This is a genomic window from Promicromonospora sp. NPDC110617, assembly GCF_055598465.1.
Genome location: NZ_JBVKBM010000002.1, coordinates 1,371,628 through 1,390,798 on the forward strand (window position 1 = coordinate 1,371,628; position 19,171 = coordinate 1,390,798).

Annotated in this window: 16 protein-coding genes and 1 riboswitch; of the genes, 4 read left to right on the forward strand and 12 right to left on the reverse strand. The window is 74.8% G+C overall.

Annotated elements, in window-relative coordinates:
- Positions 1-75: 75 nt before the first annotated feature.
- Together ACZ7LE_RS16910 and ACZ7LE_RS16915 are read right to left on the reverse strand one after the other, a co-directional pair.
- The gene (locus ACZ7LE_RS16910; protein ID WP_470404398.1) at positions 76-1,173 is read right to left on the reverse strand and encodes a sensor histidine kinase; all 1,098 of its coding nucleotides are present in this window, start codon (positions 1,171-1,173) and stop codon (positions 76-78) included.
- A gap of 22 nt (positions 1,174-1,195) precedes the next feature.
- Positions 1,196-1,876 (reverse strand): response regulator transcription factor, encoded by a 681-nt coding sequence (locus tag ACZ7LE_RS16915; protein WP_470404399.1) that lies wholly within the window; start codon positions 1,874-1,876, stop codon positions 1,196-1,198.
- Positions 1,877-1,964: 88 nt separating this feature from the next.
- On the opposite strand from ACZ7LE_RS16915, the gene ACZ7LE_RS16920 reads away from it, so the two are divergent.
- Both ACZ7LE_RS16920 and ACZ7LE_RS16925 read left to right on the forward strand, forming a co-directional pair.
- On the forward strand, positions 1,965-2,774 hold the full coding sequence (locus ACZ7LE_RS16920; RefSeq protein ID WP_470404400.1) for an ABC transporter ATP-binding protein: 810 nt from the start codon (positions 1,965-1,967) through the stop codon (positions 2,772-2,774).
- Positions 2,774-5,299 (forward strand): ABC transporter permease, encoded by a 2,526-nt coding sequence (locus ACZ7LE_RS16925; RefSeq protein ID WP_470404401.1) that lies wholly within the window; start codon positions 2,774-2,776, stop codon positions 5,297-5,299. Before ACZ7LE_RS16920 ends, ACZ7LE_RS16925 begins: the two co-directional genes overlap by 1 nt.
- A 239-nt stretch (positions 5,300-5,538) precedes the next feature.
- Here ACZ7LE_RS16925 and ACZ7LE_RS16930 read toward each other — a convergent pair whose 3' ends face one another.
- Positions 5,539-7,341, reverse strand: coding sequence for a phytoene desaturase family protein (locus tag ACZ7LE_RS16930; protein ID WP_470404402.1), 1,803 nt, complete (start codon positions 7,339-7,341; stop codon positions 5,539-5,541).
- Between the two features lie 155 nt (positions 7,342-7,496).
- Positions 7,497-7,648, forward strand: a riboswitch (cyclic di-AMP (ydaO/yuaA leader).
- A gap of 1 nt (position 7,649) precedes the next feature.
- On the opposite strand from ACZ7LE_RS16930, the gene ACZ7LE_RS16935 reads away from it, so the two are divergent.
- Both ACZ7LE_RS16935 and ACZ7LE_RS16940 read left to right on the forward strand, forming a co-directional pair.
- Positions 7,650-8,534, forward strand: a complete 885-nt coding sequence (locus ACZ7LE_RS16935) for a C40 family peptidase (RefSeq protein WP_470404403.1) — start codon at positions 7,650-7,652, stop codon at positions 8,532-8,534.
- Positions 8,535-8,632: 98 nt separating this feature from the next.
- Complete coding sequence (locus ACZ7LE_RS16940) at positions 8,633-9,616, forward strand: NAD(P)-dependent oxidoreductase (protein ID WP_470404404.1); 984 nt, start codon at positions 8,633-8,635, stop codon at positions 9,614-9,616.
- A 104-nt stretch (positions 9,617-9,720) separates the two neighbouring features.
- On the opposite strand, the gene mutM is transcribed toward ACZ7LE_RS16940, so the two are convergent.
- The 9 genes from mutM to ACZ7LE_RS16985 all read right to left on the reverse strand — a co-directional run bounded on the left by mutM (position 9,721) and on the right by ACZ7LE_RS16985 (position 18,971).
- Entirely contained in the window at positions 9,721-10,812 is a 1,092-nt protein-coding gene (gene mutM / locus ACZ7LE_RS16945; RefSeq protein WP_470404405.1) for a bifunctional DNA-formamidopyrimidine glycosylase/DNA-(apurinic or apyrimidinic site) lyase, read from the reverse strand.
- Positions 10,805-11,545, reverse strand: coding sequence for a ribonuclease III (rnc, locus tag ACZ7LE_RS16950; protein ID WP_470404406.1), 741 nt, complete (start codon positions 11,543-11,545; stop codon positions 10,805-10,807). Before rnc ends, mutM begins: the two co-directional genes overlap by 8 nt.
- Position 11,546: 1 nt before the next feature.
- Positions 11,547-11,741, reverse strand: coding sequence for a 50S ribosomal protein L32 (gene rpmF / locus ACZ7LE_RS16955; protein WP_108495103.1), 195 nt, complete (start codon positions 11,739-11,741; stop codon positions 11,547-11,549).
- A gap of 2 nt (positions 11,742-11,743) precedes the next feature.
- Positions 11,744-12,298, reverse strand: a complete 555-nt coding sequence (locus tag ACZ7LE_RS16960) for a YceD family protein (RefSeq protein ID WP_470404563.1) — start codon at positions 12,296-12,298, stop codon at positions 11,744-11,746.
- 186 nt (positions 12,299-12,484) lie between these two features.
- On the reverse strand, positions 12,485-12,997 hold the full coding sequence (gene coaD / locus ACZ7LE_RS16965) for a pantetheine-phosphate adenylyltransferase (RefSeq protein WP_470404407.1): 513 nt from the start codon (positions 12,995-12,997) through the stop codon (positions 12,485-12,487).
- A complete protein-coding gene (locus ACZ7LE_RS16970; protein ID WP_470404408.1) occupies positions 12,994-13,749 on the reverse strand; it encodes an RsmD family RNA methyltransferase in 756 nt (251 codons plus the stop codon). The genes coaD and ACZ7LE_RS16970 overlap by 4 nt, the downstream gene beginning before the upstream one ends.
- 140 nt (positions 13,750-13,889) lie before the next feature.
- The gene (locus ACZ7LE_RS16975) at positions 13,890-14,867 is read right to left on the reverse strand and encodes an endonuclease/exonuclease/phosphatase family protein (protein WP_470404409.1); all 978 of its coding nucleotides are present in this window, start codon (positions 14,865-14,867) and stop codon (positions 13,890-13,892) included.
- Between the two features lie 103 nt (positions 14,868-14,970).
- On the reverse strand, positions 14,971-17,256 hold the full coding sequence (locus tag ACZ7LE_RS16980; protein ID WP_470404410.1) for an ATP-dependent DNA helicase RecG: 2,286 nt from the start codon (positions 17,254-17,256) through the stop codon (positions 14,971-14,973).
- Positions 17,253-18,971 carry a DAK2 domain-containing protein gene (locus tag ACZ7LE_RS16985; protein ID WP_470404411.1) on the reverse strand — a complete coding sequence of 573 codons (1,719 nt, stop codon included), beginning with the start codon at positions 18,969-18,971 and terminating at the stop codon, positions 17,253-17,255. The genes ACZ7LE_RS16980 and ACZ7LE_RS16985 overlap by 4 nt, the downstream gene beginning before the upstream one ends.
- Between the last annotated feature and the right edge of the window lie 200 nt (positions 18,972-19,171).

Genomic DNA, 19,171 nt, shown 5'->3' on the forward strand with positions numbered 1-19,171 from the left:
CGACGCAGCCCGGCCGACACCAGCCCGGGCCGACACCGACCCGGCCGACGCCCGGCCGGCCGGCGCGCTGCCGGCTCAACCGGCAGGCAGGCGGACCGTGGCGCGGAGGCCGCCGCCCGCCCGGGGTTCGAGGGCGAGGGTCCCGTCGTGCGCCTCGGTGATGCTCCGGACGATGGCGAGGCCCAGGCCGACGCCCACGTGGTCGCCGCCGGACCGCCGGGCGCGCGCCCGTTCGGTGCCGCGCTGGAACGGCTCGGCGAGGGTGGCCACGAGGCCCGCGGTGAGCCGCTCGCCCGTGTTCTCGACCATGAGCGTCGGCCCGCCGGGCCCCGCGGTGGTGCGGACCAGGACCGTCCCGGGCTCGGCGGCGCCGTCGGGCAGGTTGTGCACGATCGCGTTGTGCACCAGGTTCGTCGTGAGCTGCAGCAGGAGCGTCGGCGACCCGGTGGTGGGGGCGACGTCGCCCGAGGTCTCGATCGTGACGCCGCGGCGTCCTGCCAGCGGCAGGAGCGTCTCGGTGGCCTCCTCTGCCAACAGGGACAGGTCGATGCGCTCCGGGGTGAACGACCGCTGGTCGGCCCGGCTGAGCACGAGCAGGGCCTCGGTGAGGTCGATCGCCCGGGAGTTGACGGCATGCAGGCGCTCGACGAGGTCGCCGGTGTCGCCGTCCGGGTCGCGGCGGGCGACGTCGAGGAACGTCTGGGTGATCGCCAGCGGGGTGCGCAGCTCGTGGGACGCGTTGGCGGCGAACCGGCGCTGCTCCGCGACGTGCGACTCCAGCCGGGCGAGCATGGCGTCGAAGGTGTCGGCCAGCTCGCGGAACTCGTCCCGGCGGCCCGGCAGGTGGATCCGGTGCGCGAGCGAACCGCCCGCTGCCCGGCGCGCCGCGTCGGTGACCTGCGCCAGCGGCGCGAGCATGCGGCCCGCGAGGAACCACCCGCCCACCAGGCCGAACACCAGCAGGAACACCATCACCACGAGGGCGGCCGGCAGGAACACCCGCGGCCCCCACCCACCGATGAAGACTCCGGGGTTGAGAAGCTCGCGCAGGGAGTCGATCCCGTCCCGGGGCGAGTACCGCAGCAGGAACGCCCACACGACGCCGAGCACGAGGGTGCCGGCCAGCATGAGGAACCCCGTGTAGCTCAGCGTGAGCTTGAGCCGGACGCTCATGCCGGGCGCCCTGTCCGGCGCCCTATCCATGGTCGGCGTCCTCGGCCACGTCGATGCGGTAGCCCACCCCGGCCACCGTGGCGATCACCCACGGTTCGCCGAGCCGCTTGCGCAGCGCCGAGACGGTGATGCGCACGGCGTTGGTGAAGGGGTCCGCGTTCTCGTCCCACGCCCGTTCGAGCAGCTCCTCGGCGCTGACGACGCCGCCCTCCGCGCCGACGAGGACCTCCAGCACGGCGAACTGCTTGCGCGTGAGCGGCACGTAGCGGCCGTCGCGGTAGACCTCGCGACGGAACGGGTCAAGGCGCAGGCCCGCGATCTCCCGCACGGGCGGGCGGTGGTGGGCCCGACGACGGTCGAGCGCCCGGAGCCGGAGCACGAGCTCGCGCAGCTCGAAGGGCTTGGTGAGGTAGTCGTCGGCGCCGAGCTCGAACCCGGAGGCCTTGTCGTCGAGCCGGTCGGCGGCGGTGAGCATGAGGATCGGCATACCGCTTCCGGACGCGACCACGCGGCGGGCGATCTCGTCCCCCGAGGGCCCGGGGATGTCGCGGTCGAGCACCGCGATGTCGTACCCGTTGACGCTCAGCAGCTCCAGCGCGGCGTGGCCGTCGCCCGCGACGTCGGCGGCGATCGCCTCCAGGCGCAGGCCCGCGCGGATGCCTTCCGCCATCTCGGGTTCGTCCTCGACGATCAGCACACGCATGCCCCCGATGCTACGGAGCCCCGGTATATCGGGGGCATATGGAAATCCGCATACGCGGCGGCAACCGCGTGCCGACTTGGCTGACGCCATGTCCTCCAGCAGACGAGCACCGGCGACGGCGACCGACCGGCCGGCCGCCGCCACGCACACCGCCGCGCACACCACCACGAACACCGCCACGCACGGCACCGCGCCCGCCCAGGAACCCGGTACGCAGCCCGCCGACGAGCCCCTCGCCGCCGCGCGCGGCCTGACCAAGACCTACGGCCGGGGCGAGGCCCAGGTGCACGCCCTGCGCGGCGTCGACCTCGACGTCCCGCGCGGACGGTTCACCGCGATCATGGGCCCGAGCGGGTCGGGCAAGTCCACGCTCATGCACTGCCTGGCCGGGCTGGACCGCCCCAGCGGCGGCACCGTCGCGGTGGGCGGCACCGACCTCGGGTCGCTCGACGACGACGCCCTGACGATCTTCCGCCGCGAGCACATCGGCTTCGTGTTCCAGTCGTTCAACCTGCTGCCGATGCTCACCGCGCGCCAGAACATCCTGCTCCCCCTGGAGCTGGCCGACCCGCGGACCGCCGACGCCGCCCGCGAGCGCGCCGACGAGCTCGCGGACAGCCTCGGCGTGGCCGACCGGCTCGACCACCGGCCCGCCGAGCTGTCGGGCGGCCAGCAGCAGCGGGTCGCGATCGCCCGGGCCCTGATCACCCGGCCGGCTCTGCTGTTCGCCGACGAGCCCACCGGCAACCTGGACAGCACCACGTCGGCCGAGGTGCTGGACCACCTGCGGCGCTCGGTGCGCGAGCTCGGGCAGACCGTCGTGATGGTCACCCACGAGCCGGACGCCGCGGCGTACGCCGACGACGTGGTCACCGTGCAGGACGGGCTGATCGCCTGATGCGCACCGTCCTGCTGCAGTCGCTGCGCCGCCACCTGCGCCGGTACGTCGCGGCCGCGATCGCCGTGGTGGTCGCGGTCGCCTTCGTCGTGGCGGTCGGCGTGCTCACGGCCGGCGTGCGGACCGGGATCACGGCCGGCGCGGGGGCGCAGTTCGCGGGCGCCGACCACGTGGTCCGGGACCTGGGCACCCAGAACGCGATCACCTACGCCGCGCAGCACGGCGACGACGTCGCCGTCCTCGGCTCGGCCACCCTCCCGCTGCGGGCCGGCGCCGAGCAGGCCCCCGGCAAGTTCGTCGCGAACATCGCCGCCGCACCGCGGCTGCGCTGGCAGACGCTCGACTCGGGCCGCTTCCCGGAACGCACCGGCGAGGCCGTGGTCGACGTGTGGACCGCCCAGGACATGGAGATCTCCGTGGGCGACCAGATCACGCTCGGGGCCGGTTCCACCGCCGCCGACCTCGAGGTGGTGGGCATCGTGGCGGCGTCGGCGAACCTGGGCCAGGCCGCGGTCTACGTCACCTTCGACCAGCTGCTGCACTGGCGCGACGACGAGACCCTCCTGCTGGACCGGGCGGTCGTCGTCGGGGACCCCGGCCGGCTGCCCGGCGGCGCGACGGCGGTCACGCCCGAGGAGCACGTCGCCGAGAGCATGGCCCAGCACACCAACAACGTGAACACGCTGTCGCTGCTGCTCCTGGTCTTCGCCGGCATCGCGGTCTTCGTCTCGGTGCTGGTCATCGCGAACACGTTCTCGATCCTGTTCGCCCAGCGGGTGCGCGACTTCGCGCTGCTGCGCTGCGTCGGCGCCACCCGCCGCCAGGTCATGGGGTCGGTGCGCCGGGAGGCCGCCGTCGTCGGGGCGCTGGCCTCGCTGGTGGGGGTCGCGGCCGGCGCCGGCCTCGGCTACGGCCTGATCGCCGTGGTCGACGCGCTCACGCGGCAGAGCCCGCTGACCGCTCCCGCGCAGCTCCCCGGCTGGTGGCTGCTGGGTGGGTTCGCGGTCGGGCTGGTCGTGACGGCGGTCGCGTCCTGGCTGCCGACCCGGCGCGTGGTCCGGATCAGCCCGCTGGCGGCGCTGCGTCCCGACGGCGCCGTGGACGTGCGGTCGGGCGCGGGCCGCGTCCGGGTCTCGCTCGGCGCGCTGTTCCTGGCCGGCGGCGGCGCGCTGCTCGCGGTGGCCGCCGTCCGGGACAGCGCGGTCAGCATGGTGGCCGGCGGCGGCACGCTGTTCGCGGGCGTGCTCCTCCTCGGGCCCCTGCTGGTACCGCGCGTGGTGCGGGTCGTCGGGGCGCTGCTCGGCCCCGGCGGCCGGCTCGCGACGGAGAACGCCGTGCGCAACCCGCGCCGGACCGCCGCCACCGCCGCATCCCTGCTGGTCGGCGTCACCCTGACGACGGCGGTGCTCACCGGGCTGGCCACCACGCGCGCCTCGGTGGACGCCAACCACGGCACCGCGCACCCGCTCGACGTCGCGCTCACGTCGTGGACCGGGCCGCTGGACGCCGACGTGCTGGACCAGGTGCGGGCCACACCCGGCGTGGGCGAGGCGATCGCCGTCGACGGCGTGCTGGTGGACGTGGCCGGGGGCGGCGAAGCTGGGGGCGACAGCGGCGCGGCTGAGAACAGCGCGGCCGGAGACAGCGCCGCCGGAAGCGATGTGACCGCGGCCGACCGGCCGCTCCTGCTGCTCGGCGCGCCCGACGCGAGCGCGGTCGCCCGGGACGGCGGGGCGTTCGCCCGGGTCGAGCCGGGCACGGTCGCACTGGATGCGGACGTGTACGGCGAGGACCCGGCGGAGCGGCTCGGCGACGGGACCGCCGGCACGGTGACGGTGAGCGCCACCGGAGACGGCGAGCACGATGTCGCCGCGCCCGATGTCGCCGCGCCCGTGGACCTGCGGGTCACCACGGGCTCGGGCTGGGGCGGGGCCGGCCTCGTCGCGCCGGAGACGCTGACGTCCCTGGGCGGGCCGCAGACGTACGCGGTGTGGGTCCGCGCCTCGGCCGACGCCGACCCGGTCGCGCTCCTCGCCGACCTGGACACGCTGGCCGACGCGGCGGGCGCCGACGTCGACAACGGGCTGCGGGCCGAGGTGGCCGACAACCAGATGCTGGGGACCATCACGGGAGCAACGCTCGGACTGCTGGGCATCTCCGTGGTGATCGCGCTGATCGGGATCGCGAACACGCTGGGACTGTCCGTGCTGGAACGGGTCCGCGAGCACGCGATGCTGCGGGCGCTCGGGCTCACCCGGCGGCAGCTGCGGCGGATGTTGGCGGCCGAGGCCGTGCTGCTGTCCGTGACCGCGACCCTGCTCGGCACGGTGCTCGGCGTGGGGTTCGCCTGGGTGGGCTACGAGACGTTCGTGAAGACGGCGCTCGACGAAGCGACCTGGCGCGTCCCGTGGGCCGAGCTGGCCGCCGTCGTGCCCGTGGGCGCTCTGGCGGGGCTGCTGGCCGCCGTCCTCCCGGCGCGCCGCGCAGCCGCCGTCACCCCGACGACGGCCCTGACCCTCGACTGAGGGTCAGCCCTGCTGACTCCGCCTCAGCAGGCGGCGGACGACCACGAACGGCCGGATACGGTCGCCCACGGCCTGCTGAACCAAGTTCAGCTGCTGTTGACCACAGCACTTCCTGCCAGGACCGGCCCTCCGCCGGCAGAAAGTGCTGTGGTCAACACCGGCCGGGCCGGCGACGCCGGCGCGGCAGCGGCGGGCCGGCGGCACCGGCGGGGCAGCGGCGGGCCGACGACGCCGCCGGGTCAGCTCGCCGGAGTCTCCAGGACCGCCATCGCCGCGGCTCGGCCCGGGATGCCGCTCACCCCGCCGCCGCGGCGGGCGCCGGCGCCGGCGAGCAGCACCCGCGGGTGCGCGGTCGCCACGCCCCAGCGTTCGGCGGCGCTGCCGACACCGGCACCGACATCAGCCCCGACGCCCAGCCCGGTGACAGCCCCGGCAACCGCCGACCCGGTCGCGCCCGGCCCGGCCGAGCCCGACCCAGCCGAGCCCGACCCAGCCGAGCCCGGCCCGGTCGCGCCGAACCCGGCCGCCGCACCGGCGTCGCCCTCCGCTGTCTCCGCGAAGGGCCAGCTCAGGTCGCGGTGGAAGATGTGCCCGCCCGGCAGCCCCACGTCGCCCTCCAGGTCCACGGGGGTGCGCACCTCCAGGCAGGGCGCGCCGTCGGCGTCGAGGGCGAGCACGTCCTCGACGGGCTCCGCCAGCACCGAGTTCAGGGACGCGAGGGTGGCCCGCAGGGCGCGCTCGCGGGCGCCGTCGGGGTCCGCGCGGAAGAGCCGGGCCGGCATGTGCAGCCCGAACAGCGTGATGGTCTGCGCCTCCGTCGCGGCCAGCTCCGGGCCGAGGATCGTCCGGTCGGACAGCGTGTGGCAGTAGATCTCGCTCGGCGGCAGGTCGGGGATGCGCCCGGCGGACGCCTGCGCGTACGCGTCCTGGAGCTGGGTGAGCGACTCGTTGACGTGCAGCGTTCCGCTGAACGCGGCCACGGGGTCGACGTCGTCGCGCAGCCGGGGCAGCCGGCGCAGCAGCATGTTCACCTTGAGCTGGGCGCCCTCGGGCCCAGGCCCGGCAACCCCGGCCCGCCCCGGCTCCGCGGAGGCCGAACCGGAGGCCGCGCCCCGCCCGGCCACGGCGAGCAGGCGCTCGAGCTCGGCCGGCGCGCACCCCGCGAGCACGTGCCCGGCGGTCACGCCCCGGGTGCGTCCGGCGGCGTCGGTCCAGGCCACCTCGGCTCCCACGGCGCCGGGGTCGACGGCGGTGACGGTCGCCGACGTGACGATCGTGGCACCGGCCGCCAGCGCGGCGTCGCGCAGGGCACCGGAGACGGCGCCCATGCCGCCCACCGGCACGTCCCAGTCGCCGGTCCCGTTGCCGATCACGTGGTAGAGGAAGCAGCGGTTCTGCCGCAGGGACGGCTCGTCGACGTCGGCGAACGTGCCGATCAGGCCGTCGGTGGCGGCGACGCCCCGCACGACGTCGTCGGCGAAGGTGCGGCGCAGCACCTCACCGAGGGGCTCCTCGAAGAGCGCGCGCCAGGCCTCCTCGCCCACGCCGTCGGCGACGAGGTGTCGGACGGCGGAGCGCGGGAGCAGGGGCTCGGTGAGCGTCGGGGCGAGGCGGCGGGCCACCTCGGCGGTCATCGCGTAGAACCGGCCCCAGGCCTCGAAGTCGGCGTCGGAGCCGGTGAGGCGCCGGAACGACGCGCGGGTGGCGGCGTCGTCCTGGGTGTCGACCAGCAGGCCGCCGTCCGCCACCGGGGTGTACGACGACCAGCGGCGCCGCACGAGGCGGACCGGCAGGCCGAGCTCGTCGACGATCCGGCGCGGGAGGAGCGAGACCAGGTAGGAGTAGCGCGAGAGGCGGGCGTCGACGCCCGCGAACGGGCGGGCCGAGACGGCGGCGCCGCCCACGTGGTCGGCGCGCTCCAGGACGAGGACCGAGCGCCCGCCGCGGGCCGCGTAGGCCGCCGCGGTGAGGCCGTTGTGACCGCCGCCCACGACGACGACGTCGTACCGGGCGCGCAGGGGGTCGAGCAGGGAATCGGGCATGCACGCCATGGTGACACGCGGCACTCATTGCCAGGAACGTTCCATCACAAGATGGTATGTGACCTAATCGTGACATTTCCGCAACGGACGAGTACGGTCGATCTCGCCGCTCCAGCAACGGGGAGGTCCAGGCCCGGACGCCGAATCCTGTCACCGGTCCTGAGCAGCCAGAACGTGACAGGGGCGGGGGAACCAGGTAAGCCGGGCACGCGAGTGTCCTCGGGGTGAAGCCTCCTTGTGAGGCCGGGTGATCGCTCTCCCCATCCGAACCCGACAGCTCACCTCGTAGGCGTCCGAGGAGATCACTGGTGACCGTACTCACCGACCGCACCCACGACTGGGCGGACGACCAGGCAAACCGACCCAGCAACCGGGGGCGGCACCGCGCCGAGGGCCCCGCTCTCACCCCCTTCACCGCTCTGACCCAGACAGCAGCCGAGAATGCCGCCCGTACCGGCGCCATCGCGGTCGTCACGTCCGGCATGCTCGCGTCGGTCTTCACCCAGACCGCCCACACCGCGCCTGCCGAGTCCCACACCCAGACCACGCTCGCCAACAAGACGTTCGACACCAAGACCCGTGCGGGCCTGGCCGAGAACCTCGTGACCAAGGTCCAGGTCGCCCACGACGCCGACTTCCAGGCCGAGCAGGGCCACGTCACCGTGACCCCGTACGCCGAGACCGAGGCCGGCATCGCCGAGGCCAAGGCGAAGGCCGAGGCAGAGGCCCGCGCCAAGGCCGAGGCGGAAGCCAAGGCGAAGGCCGAGGCGGAGGCGAAGGCCGCCGCCGAGGCCGCTGCGGCAGCTGCCGCCGAGGCCGAGGCCGCCACGGCGGCAGCGTCCGAGTCCTCCGCGGACCTGGGCCAGCAGGCCGTCAACCTCGCCCTCGAGTACGTGGGCGTGCCCTACGTGTGGGGCGGGGCCTCCCCCAGCGGCTTCGACTGCTCCGGGCTCATCCAGTACGTCTACGCCCAGCTCGGGGTCAGCCTCCCGCACAGCTCGGCCTCGATGTCGACCGTCGGCTACCAGGTCTCCGCCGCGGAGGCCCAGCCGGGCGACATCGTCTGGACGTCCGGCCACGTCTCGCTCTACGCGGGCGACGGCATGGTCGTCGAGGCACAGCAGGAGGGCGTCCCCGTGCACTACACGGAGATGTGGCAGACCAACCCGGTGTTCATCCGGGTGACGGGCTGACGCCTCCCGCACCGCACGCCGGAGCGCCCGTGCAGCCGATCCTCGGACGGCTGGACGGGCGCTCTGCTTCGTCGCCCCGGTCGGGTAACGTCCCCGGCGTGAAGATCCTCGTACCGGACGTGCCCTTCGACCTCGACTTCCCGTCCCTGCTGCCCGACGGCGGAGCCTCCTTCGCACCCGGTGGCACCGACACCGTCGCCACCTACGCGATGAACGAGCCGATCCCCGCCGAGCACACCGACGCCGAGCTGCTCGTCACCTGGTCCAGCCCGCCCAAGATCGTCGCCGACGCCGCCGAGCGGCTGACCGGCCTGCGCTGGGTGCAGACCCTGTCGGCGGGCCCGGACGTCGCGCTGCGCTCCGGGTTCGCCCCCGACGTCGTGATCTCCTCGGGCCAGTCCCTGCACGACGACACCGTCACCGAGCACGCACTGGCCCTGATCCTGGCGTCGGTCCGCCGGATCGACGTGTCCCTGGCCGCGCAGCGGGAGCACCGCTGGGCCAAGGAGATCGCGTTCGCCCAGGCCGACGGCGTCACCGGCCGTGAGTACTCGCTCGACGGCGAACGGGTGACGATCTGGGGCTTCGGCTCGATCGCCCTGCGGCTCGCGCCGCTGCTCACCGCGCTCGGCGCGCAGGTCACGGGCGTCGCCTCGCGGGCGGGCGAGCGCTCCGGGTACCCCGTGGTCGACGCCGCCGGCCTCGACGCACTGCTGGCCGAGACGGACCTGCTCGTCTCGCTGCTGCCCGCCGTGCCCGCGACGCGGCACATCCTGGACGCCCGGCTGCTCGGCCTGCTGCCGCCGACCGCGCGGTTCGTGAACGTCGGCCGCGGCGCGACCGTGGACGAGGCCGCCCTGGTGCACGCCCTGCGCTCCGGCCGGCTCGCCGGTGCGGCACTCGACGTCATGGAGACCGAGCCGCTGCCCGCCGACTCGCCGCTGTGGGACGTGCCGAACCTGATCCTCACGCCGCACGTCGCGGGCGGCCGACCCCGCGGCGCGGCTCGGTTCCTGGCCGAACAGCTCACGGCCTGGCGCGCGGGCGGCGCCGCGGAGCTCCGTAACGTCGCCCCCCGCTGACCGCCCACCCGCCGACCCGCCCGCCTCCTCGTTGAGTGCTGGCTATTTGTTGGATCCGGGGCCCGGATCCAACAAATAGCCAGCACTCAACGAGGAGGGTTGGGTCAGAGGTTGCGGGGGCGCGGCTGGCAGACCGGGCAGCTGAACGACGACCGGTTCATGAACGCGTCGCGGCGCACCAGCGCACCGCAGCGACGGCACTCCTCGTTCTCCCGCCCGTACACGGCGAGCGACCGGTCGAAGTAGCCCGACTGCCCGTTGACGTTGACGTACAGCTCGTCGAAGCTCGTGCCGCCCTGCGCCAGCGCCTCGCGCATCACCTCGGCCGCCGAGTCCAGCACGCGGCGCACGTCGGCGGCCTTCAGCTTGTCCGTGGGCCGGGCCCAGTGCACCTGCGCCCGCCACAGCGCCTCGTCGGCATAGATGTTGCCCACGCCGGACACGACGGTCTGGTCCAGCAGGGCGCGCTTGATCTGGGTCCGACGACGGCGGACGCGGCTCACCAGGGCGTCCAGGTCCAGGTTCGGGTCGAGCAGGTCGCGCGCGATGTGCGCCACCGGCTCGGGCAGCACGGGCAGGTCGGAGCCGTAACCGGCGGGGACGCTCACGCTGGTCCCGTCGGGCACCAGGTCCTGGACACTCAGTTGCCCGAACGTGCGCTGGTCCACGAAGTCGAGATACCGCGCGCCGGAGGGGGCGCCGGCCAGGTGCAGACGGACGCGCAGGTGGGGGTGCTGCCAGTCGTCCGCCGGGTCGGCGGCGCCAGTCGGGGTCCGGGCTGGTTCCTTGTCCGCGGCGGCGGCCGCGGCGGTGCCAGGGGCCGTGCTCGGTGCGACGCCGGGCGGCGCGACCGGAGCAGCGCTCGGCACGGCGCCGCGCACGAGGAGCTGGCCCGACATCCCGAGGTGCGCCAGCAGCCCGGCCGCGGGGACGACGTCGCCCGCACTGCTCGCGGGGCCCTCGGAGTCTTTCGGGTCTCCGGGGTCCGCGGGCTGGAGCGGCAGCCAGAGGAACTTGCCGCGGCGCACCGCGGCCGCCAGCCGCCGTCCGGTGAGCTGGTCGCGGAAGGAGTCCGGGCCGCCGTCGTGCCTGCGCACGCTGTACTCGCGGAAGACCTCGACCTCGCGCACGACGGCGCCGACGACGAGCCGGTCGAGACCGTCCCGGACGGTCTCGACCTCGGGGAGCTCAGGCACCGGCGGCCGGTGCCTTGGGCAGCGGGAACTTCTCCAGCAGGGCCCGGTAGGTCTCCTCCGCGGCTCCCTGCTCGGCGTGCTTCTTTGCGGTGCCCGAACCCGAACCGTAGGTGACGCCGTCGATCACGACGGTCGAGTGGAAGATCCGTGCGTGCTCGGGGCCCTCGAACGTGGCGATGTAGTCCGGCGAACCCAGGCCGCGCTCGGCGGACGCCTCCTGCAGCGAGGTCTTCCAGTCCAGGCCCGCGCCCAGCCCGGCGGCGACGTCGAGCGTCGGGTCCACCAACCGGTGCACCAGATCGCGCGAGGTCTCCAGGCCGTGCGACAGGTACGTGGCGCCGATCAGCGCCTCGACCGTGTCGGACAGGATCGAGTCCTTCTCGAAGCCGCGCGTGCGGATCTCGCCCTTGCCGAGCAGCACGTACTTGCCCAGGCCGAGGGTCCGCGCGATCGCGGCGAGCGCACGCTGCGACACCGTGGCGGCGCGCATGCGCGCCAGGTCACCCTCGGACTGGTCCGGGTGGCGCCGGTACAGCGCCTCGGTGACCACCAGCCCCAGCACCGTGTCGCCCAGGAACTCCAGGCGCTCGTTGGTGGGGATGCCCCCGGCCTCGTGCGCGAACGACCGGTGGGTCAGTGCCAGCACAAGAAGCTCGGGGTCCAGATGGACCCCGAGCTTCTCGAGCAGCGCGGTAGGTTCCGGCCTTGCCGGGGCCGTCCCGCCCTTGGCCACGTCAGCCCGCGTGAACGGTCTTCAGGGCGTCGCGGTAGGTGCGACCCTTGTAGGTACCGCACGTCGGGCACGCCGTGTGGGGCAGCTTGTTGCCCTGGCACTGCGGGCAGGTCGTGAGGGTCGCTGCGGTGGTCTTCCACTGCGAGCGACGCGCACGGGTGTTGCTGCGCGACATCTTGCGCTTCGGAACAGCCACGGCTAGCTCTCTTTCGTCTCGTCCGACACGCTCGTAGGTTCGAGCATGCTCTGTAGCGCCGACCAACGAGGGTCGACCACGTCATGGTGATGACCGGGGTCATCCGCCAGGCGCGCTCCGCACTCGGAGCACAGGCCCGGGCAGTCCTCCCGGCACAACGGTTGAAATGGTAGTGCAGTCACGACCGAATCCCGAAGCGAGGGCTCCAGGTCGGCCATGTCGTCCTCCAGCACGGACTCCTCGTCCTGGACGTCGTCGTCCCCCGCCTCGGCCGACGCGGCGGCCTTCTCGGGGTAGGCGAACAGCTCGGTGACGTCGACCGTGATCTCACGGGAGATGTCGTCGAGGCAGCGGCTGCACTCGCCCTTGACCGTGCCGCGGACGGTGCCGGAGACCAGCACGCCCTCCATCACGGACTCGAGCCTCAGGTCCAGCTCCAGGTCAGAGCCTTCCGGGATACCGATCACGGCGGTGCCGAGGTCCGACGGCGCCTGCACGGTCGCGCTGTGCGTACGCATCGTTCCGGCACGCCGAGAGAGCTCGTGCGTGTCGAGCACGAGCGGCGATTTCGGTTCGCGGGAGATAACAGGCTCCGATGAGGGCAGAACGAGGACAGCGTCCGGATGGACGATGAGGGGGGTGGACCGACTCTCAGCCACGCAGAGGAGGCTGGCGCCAGGGACCAAAAAGCAATCCTACGACATGGAACGGGCGTTACGCGCGCCCGTGCGGGGTGACAGGGCTCACGAGCCCGCGGCGGGCTGCCCCAGCGCGGCCCGCAGGGCCTCCGTGACTCCCGCCGGAACCAGGTCGTCGACCGGACCGCCGTGCCGCACAATGTCCTTGACCAGCGACGACGCGACGTGCGCGTACCGCTGGTCGCCCGGCAGGAAGATCGTCTCGACGCCCGACAGGTGCCGGTTCATGAGCGCCATCGGCTGCTCGGCGTCGAAGTCGGCACCGCCGCGCAGGCCCTTGACGACGGCGACCGCACCGATCTCCCGGCAGAAGTCCACGAGCAGCCCGGGCACGACGGCGACCCGCACGCGGGCCAGCTCCTGCTCGGCGTCGGCCGCGGACGCCAGGGCCGCGCGTACGAGCCCGGCCCGCGTCTCCAGGTCGAGCAGGCCGGACTTGCCGGGGTTCTTCGCGACGCCGACCACGACGTCGTCGAACATCGTGGTGGCGCGGCGGACCACGTCGAGGTGGCCGAGCGTGATGGGGTCGAACGAGCCGGGGCAGACGACGGTGGTCACGCGCCCACGCTATCCGACGGCGCGGGGCCCTCGTCCTCGGGAGCGGTGTCCTCGGGCGCGGTGACCTCGGGAGCGGTGCCGGACGGTTCCGCGTAGTAGACCGCCGTCTCGCCGTAGTCCTTGCGCGCGAACCGGGCCAGGCCGTGCGGCCAGGTCGGCTCCGGGGTGCGGGTCGAGCGCTCGACGACCACGACGGCGCCGTCGGCGAGCACCCCCGGCGTCGCGAGCTGGGTCAGGACGACGGCGAGGTCGTCCTCGGCGAGGTCGTACGGCGGGTCGAGGAACACGAGGTCGAGCCCGCCGGCCGCGTGGCCAGGGCTGGCGGCCGCAGGAGCGGGGCTGGCGGCTGCGGCACCGCCCGGGCCCGCGGCACCGACCGGGCGCGACGCGCCGCCCGGGCCCGCCGCGCCGCCCGCCGCCCGGCCCGCCAGCGCGGTCGCGTAATGCTCGGCGCTCTCCGTGGTGACGCGCACCCCGGTCAGGCCGAGGGCGGCGACGTTCTTGCGCGCGACGTCGGCCGCGGCGCGCGCGCTGTCCACGAGGGTCACCGACACCGCGCCACGGCTGGCGGCCTCCAGCCCGAGCGCGCCGGAGCCGGCGTAGAGGTCGAGCACGCGGGCGCCGTCGAGCACGTCGAGGTGCTCCAGCCGGGAGAAGATCGCCTCGCGGACACGGTCGCTGGTGGGGCGGGTGCCCTTCGCGGGCACCGCGATGGACCGCCCGCCCACCGACCCCGCAACGATCCTGGTCACGCCGAAAACCCTAACCCCCCGCCCACCGACCCGTTGAGTGCTGGGTATCTGCGCTTCTGGCACACGAAAAAGCGCAGATGCCAGCACTCAGCGACCTGGGCGGGGCGGGTCGGGGGTGGGGTGAGTCACGGGTGGGGGGGTCAGGACCAGGGGGTGTCGACGTGGGCGACGACCGGGAGGTGGTCGCTGGTCGTGCGGGGCAGGGCGCGGACCTCCGTCACGGTCGCGCCGCGGGCCAGGACGTGGTCGATCTGCGCCACCGGGAACACTGCGGGGTAGGTGAACTCGAAACCGGTGGTCGGGGCGGTGACGAGGTTGGTCAGCGGCGCGATCGCTTCGTCGGCGAGGACCGCGTTCAGGTCTCCGGCCACGATCACCGTCTCTGTCTGCTCGGCGTCGATCGCGTCCGCGAGCCGCAGGCCGCTCGCGTCGCGCAGCTCCGTCTCGAAGCCGCCCGTGCCGAACCGGACCGACGGCAGGTGCGCGACGAACAGCGCGACGCCCGCACCCTCCCGCTGGATGACCACGCGCAGGCAGCGGTCCCAGGAGGCGTCGACGCCCTCGGGCCGGATGTCCACGGCCTGCGCCCCCTTGAGCGGGTACCGGGACCAGATCCCGACGGTGCCCTGGGTCTCGTGGTGCGGCAGCGCCTCCGCGAACGCCTGCGTGAACCGGTCCGCCGTCGCGTCGGACACCTCGGTGAGCGTGACGATGTCGGGTTCGGCCGCGAGCAGCACCTCGGCGGTGCCCTCGATGTCGGTGTTGGTGTCGCTCACGTTGTGCTGCACCACGGTCAGGCCGCCCGGAGGCGGGGCCTCGGCGCGGATCTGCGGCAGAAAGACCCAGATCCAGGCCGCCAGCGGCAGCAGGACGGCGAGGACCGCGAGCGCCGACCGCCGCAGCAGCGCCGCGAGGATGCCGAGCGGCACCGCGAGGCCGAGCCACGGCAGGAAGGACTGGACGAGGCTGCCGAGGTTTCCCCAGCGGTTGGGCACGTACTCGTGGCCCACGAGGAGCAGAGCGACCAGGACGGATCCGAGCGCGAGCAGTCTCCCGCGCTGCCACGCGGTCTTCGCGGGCCTGCCCGTGTGGATCGCGTGCCTCGCATCGACCGTCACGGGCGGGGACTCTATCGGTTGTATGTTTCGGGCGTAAGGAGTGGGTCATCCCGTTCGGGGTGGTCCATGCCCCGGATGTGGCCGTCCGACCAGGTCAGCGGGGTCAGGTGCGCTCCAGGAACTCCTCCTGTTCCTCGTCGAGCTGGGCGCGGATGGCGCGTGCGAGCTCCGGGAACTCCGTGAGGTCGGGGGACGCCGCCACGACGTCGGCGGCCGCGGTGCGCGCCTCCTCGATGAGCCCGGCGTCCTTGACCACGCGGAGCAGGCGGAGCGAGCTGGCCCGCCCGGACTGCGCGGCGCCGAGCACGTCGCCCTCGCTGCGCAGCTCCAGGTCGAGGTTGGCGAGCTTGAAGCCGTCGGTGGTCTGCGTCATGGCCTCCAGCCGGGCGAAGGCGGGTGTGCCTGGTTCGGCGTCGGAGACCAGGAGGCACAGGCCCGGGTCGCTGCCGCGGCCGACCCGCCCGCGGAGCTGGTGGAGCTGGGAGATGCCGAACCGGTCGGCGTCGAAGATCACCATGGCCGTGGCCTCGGGGACGTCCACGCCGACCTCGACCACCGTGGTGGAGACGAGCACGGGTGCGGCCCCGGAGGCGAAGGCGGCCATGGCGGCGTCCTTCTGGTCCGGCGGCATCTGCCCGTGCAGCACACCGACCTCGATCCCGGCGAGCTCCGGCCGCGAGCGCAGCTCCTCGACCACCTCGAGCACGGCGCGCAGCGGGCGGCGGTCCGCCGCACCGGCGACGCCGGGGTCGGCCGGGTCCAGGAACTCGGGCACGTCGTCGAAGTCCCTGGCCGGGGCCTTGGTCCTCGCGCCGCTCTTCTCGTCGTTCTCCTCGTCCGGGTGGATCCGCGCGCACACGACGTAGGCGCGGCGGCCGGCGTCGACCTCCTCGCGGACGCGGGCCCAGGTGCGGTCGGTCCAGCGGACGTTCCCCGCGGGGACCGCGACGGTCGTGATGCCCGCGCGCCCGGCCGGCACCTCCGTGAGGGACGACGTCTCCAGGTCGCCGAACACCGTCATCGCGACGGTGCGCGGGATGGGGGTGGCGGTCATGACCAGGAGGTGCGGCGACACGCGCCCCTTGGCGCGCAGCGCGTCCCGCTGCTCGACGCCGAACCGGTGCTGCTCGTCCACCACGACGAGGCCGAGGTCGGCGAACTGCACCTGCTCCGCCAGCAGCGCGTGCGTGCCGACCACGATCCCGGCCTCCCCGCTCGCGGCCTGCAGGAGCGCCTCCTTGCGGGCCTTCGCGCCCAGCGACCCCGTCAGCAGCGCCACGCGGGTGCTGGCGCCCGCACGCTCGGCGCCGAACAGGGTGCCGCCGTCGGCCAGCGGGCCCAGCAGGGCGCGCAGGGTGCGGGCGTGCTGCGCGGCGAGCACCTCGGTGGGGGCGAGCAGCGCCGCCTGTCCGCCGACGTCGACCACCTGGAGCATGGCCCGCAGCGCGACCACCGTCTTGCCGCTGCCGACCTCGCCCTGCAGCAGCCGGTGCATCGGGCGGGGCCGGGCGAGCTCGGCCCCGATCTCGTCGCCCACCTCGCGCTGGCCGTCGGTGAGGGCGAACGGGAGGGCCGCGTCGAAGTCCGCAAGGATGCTCGGCTGCCCCGCGGGCAGCGGCGGGCGGGCGGTCGCGTCCTCGGCGGCGGTGCGGGCGCGGCGCTGCGCGAGCGCGGCCTGCAGCACGAACGCCTCCTCGAACCGCATGCGGTGCCGGGCCTGGTAGGCCTCCTCCAGCGTCGCGGGCCGGTGCAGGCTGCGCAGGGCGGCGGCCCGGCCCGGCAGGCCCTGGCGCTGCCGCACCTCGTCGGGCACCGGGTCCGGCACGTCGGCGTCGGTCAGCGTGTCCAGGACGACGCGGAGCGCGCCCTGCACCTTCCAGCTCGGGATGCCCGCGGCGGCGGGGTAGATCGGGATCGGCTTCGTGGCGTGCTCCATGAGCGCCTCGTCGCTGTCGAGGTCGGACTCCTCGCCCATCAGCGTGAAGTCGGGATGCGTGAGCTGGCGCGTTCCCCGGTACAGGCCGACGGTGCCCGTGAACAGGCCCTTCGCGCCCGGGACCAACCGCTTCTCGTGGTTGTAGAGCGAGCCGCGGTGCTTGCCGAAGAAGGTGAGCGAGAGCCGGCTGGTGCCGTCCGTCACCACCACCTCCATGAGTGCGCCGTTGCGGTTGCGCATGGGCCGCACGGTGGCCTGCTCGACCCGCGCGAGGATCGTCACGTGCTCGCCCACCTCGAGGGCCGCGATATCGGTCAGCGCGCCCGGGTCGGCGTACCGGCGCGGGTAGTGGCCGAGCAGGTCGCCCACGGTCGTCAGCCCGAGCTTGCCCAGGGCGGTCGCGGTCCGCTTGTCGAACGCGCGCTCCAGGCGCTCGTCCACCCGTTCGCTCATGCGTCAGCCTCCGGTTCCGGCGCGGCGGCCTCCGCGCCGAGCTGCACCCCGTCACCCGGTCGACCGGTCGCCAGGACGACGAGCTCCGCGTCCGGCGCGCGCCCGGCGAGGGCGGCGGCGAGCCGGTCGGACAGGTCGGCGGGCACGCCGGCGTCGGCGAGCACCGTCACCACGGTGGTCCCGGGCCCGGCGGCCTCCTCCAGCATGCCGACGGCGGACGCGGCGGACGTGGCGTGGACGGTCAGCCCGGCGAGCGCCTCCCCCACGACCGCGTGCGCGTCGACGGGGTCGCCGCCCAGGTCCGGCAGTCCGACCGGCAGCAGCGTGCCGAGGGCCGCCAGCGCCACGACGGCGTGCACGTCGGTGGCCGACGGCACGGTGATCAGCTCGTCGACGTCGAGGTGTGCGCCGGCCCCCGCGGTCACCTGCTCGTCCGTTCCCAGGAGCAGCACGCGCCGGGCGCCGGTCGAGGCGGCGGCCCGCTCGACGTCGTCGGCCACCAGGGGCTCGACCGTCGCGCCGACCCCGCCCGTGAGGAGGACGACCGCGCCCGCGCGCGCGAGCTCCCCGGCCAGCCCCGGCGCCGACGTCGCCGCCACCACGCCCCACTCGTGCTGGCCCGCCGCCGCGAGGTGCCGCACGTGCACCTGCGCGAGCGTGCCCGCCCGCGCGGCGTCGGCCGCGATCACGAGCGCCCGGTCGAGGTGGTCGGTGTGCACGTGGGCCTGCCAGACCGCCGTGCCGGTCCCCGCGTCGCCGCCGACGACGACCACCGAGTCGCCCACCTCCGCCAGGTCGCCGCGCAACCCGGCGGCAACGGTGTCGGCCTGCTCGCCGGCCGGGCCGGTGAGGACGAACATGAGCTCGAGGGCGCCGGAGCCGGCGCCGTGCGGTTCGGCCTCGCCGTCCGCCGCCGGGTCCGGCGCGCTCGGCAGCGCGCCGGCGTCGAGAAGCTGGTCCAGGGTCACGGTGTCCATGCTGCCCCGCACCACTGACACTCCGCCCGCGGCCGGGTCGCCGGCGGACGGGTCGCCTGCTCCGGGCGCGCCCAGCGCCGCACCCGCCGCCGCGACGGCCAGCGCGTCGAGCACGAGGACCAGGCCCAGCGCCCCGGCGTCGAGCACGCCCGCGGTGCGCAGCACGTCGAGCTCCTCCCGGCTGGCCCGTGCGGACGCCCGGGCGGCGGCGGCCGCGGCGGTCACCACGGGCACCGGCCCGGCATCGGGCCCGGCGGCGCGCGCGGCCGCCCCCGCGGCGTCGGCGGCCGAGAGGATGGTGCCCTCGGCGGGCACCGCCACCGCGGACCGGGCGGACGCCGCCGCCCGCGTGAGCAGGTCCGCCGTGGTGCCACCGCGCCGGGCGGCGACGGCCAGCCCGCGCAGCCACTCGCTGAGGATCACGCCGGAGTTGCCGCGCGCGCCCAGCAGCGCCGCCCGCGCGAGCGTGGCCAGGAGCCGCGGTCCGGTGGCGTCCGCAGGTGCCGCGGCGACCGCCCGGTCGCCCTCGCGGAGGGTCAGGTAGAGGTTGGTCCCGGTGTCGGCGTCCGCCACCGGGAAGACGTTGACCCGGTCGATCGCCTCGCGCTCGCGCCGCAGCGCCGCCGTGGCCCCGCGCGCCCAGGCGCGCACGACGCCCGGGTCGTCGAGCCCGGCCCCGGGCGGGTACGCCTGGGGACCCGGCCCAGCCGTCCGGCTGCCGCTGTCGACGTCGGTCACGCTCTGCCCTCCTGCACCTGGTGTCTCGAACGCTCGTGCCACGAACGACCGGCTGCCCGGGCACCCGCACGGACGGATCCCACCGTACCCAGCGGGTGAGACGATTGCGTCCGGCCGTCCACAGGCCTGGGGGCGGCCGCCCGGTCCGTCCGGTGTGACGCAGCACCCCGCGGCTACGGTTTGAGGGCGCGGCCTGCCAT

What these genes read in the sequence shown, in the direction of transcription:
- ACZ7LE_RS16910 (WP_470404398.1), bottom strand. Translation starts at nt 1,173, where the DNA reads ATGAGCGTCCGGCTCAAGCTCACGCTGAGCTACACGGGGTTCCTCATG.
- ACZ7LE_RS16915 (WP_470404399.1), bottom strand. Translation starts at nt 1,876, where the DNA reads ATGCGTGTGCTGATCGTCGAGGACGAACCCGAGATGGCGGAAGGCATC.
- ACZ7LE_RS16920 (WP_470404400.1), top strand. Translation starts at nt 1,965, where the DNA reads ATGTCCTCCAGCAGACGAGCACCGGCGACGGCGACCGACCGGCCGGCC.
- ACZ7LE_RS16925 (WP_470404401.1), top strand. Translation starts at nt 2,774, where the DNA reads ATGCGCACCGTCCTGCTGCAGTCGCTGCGCCGCCACCTGCGCCGGTAC.
- ACZ7LE_RS16930 (WP_470404402.1), bottom strand. Translation starts at nt 7,341, where the DNA reads ATGCCCGATTCCCTGCTCGACCCCCTGCGCGCCCGGTACGACGTCGTC.
- ACZ7LE_RS16980 (WP_470404410.1), bottom strand. Translation starts at nt 17,256, where the DNA reads ATGAGCGAACGGGTGGACGAGCGCCTGGAGCGCGCGTTCGACAAGCGG.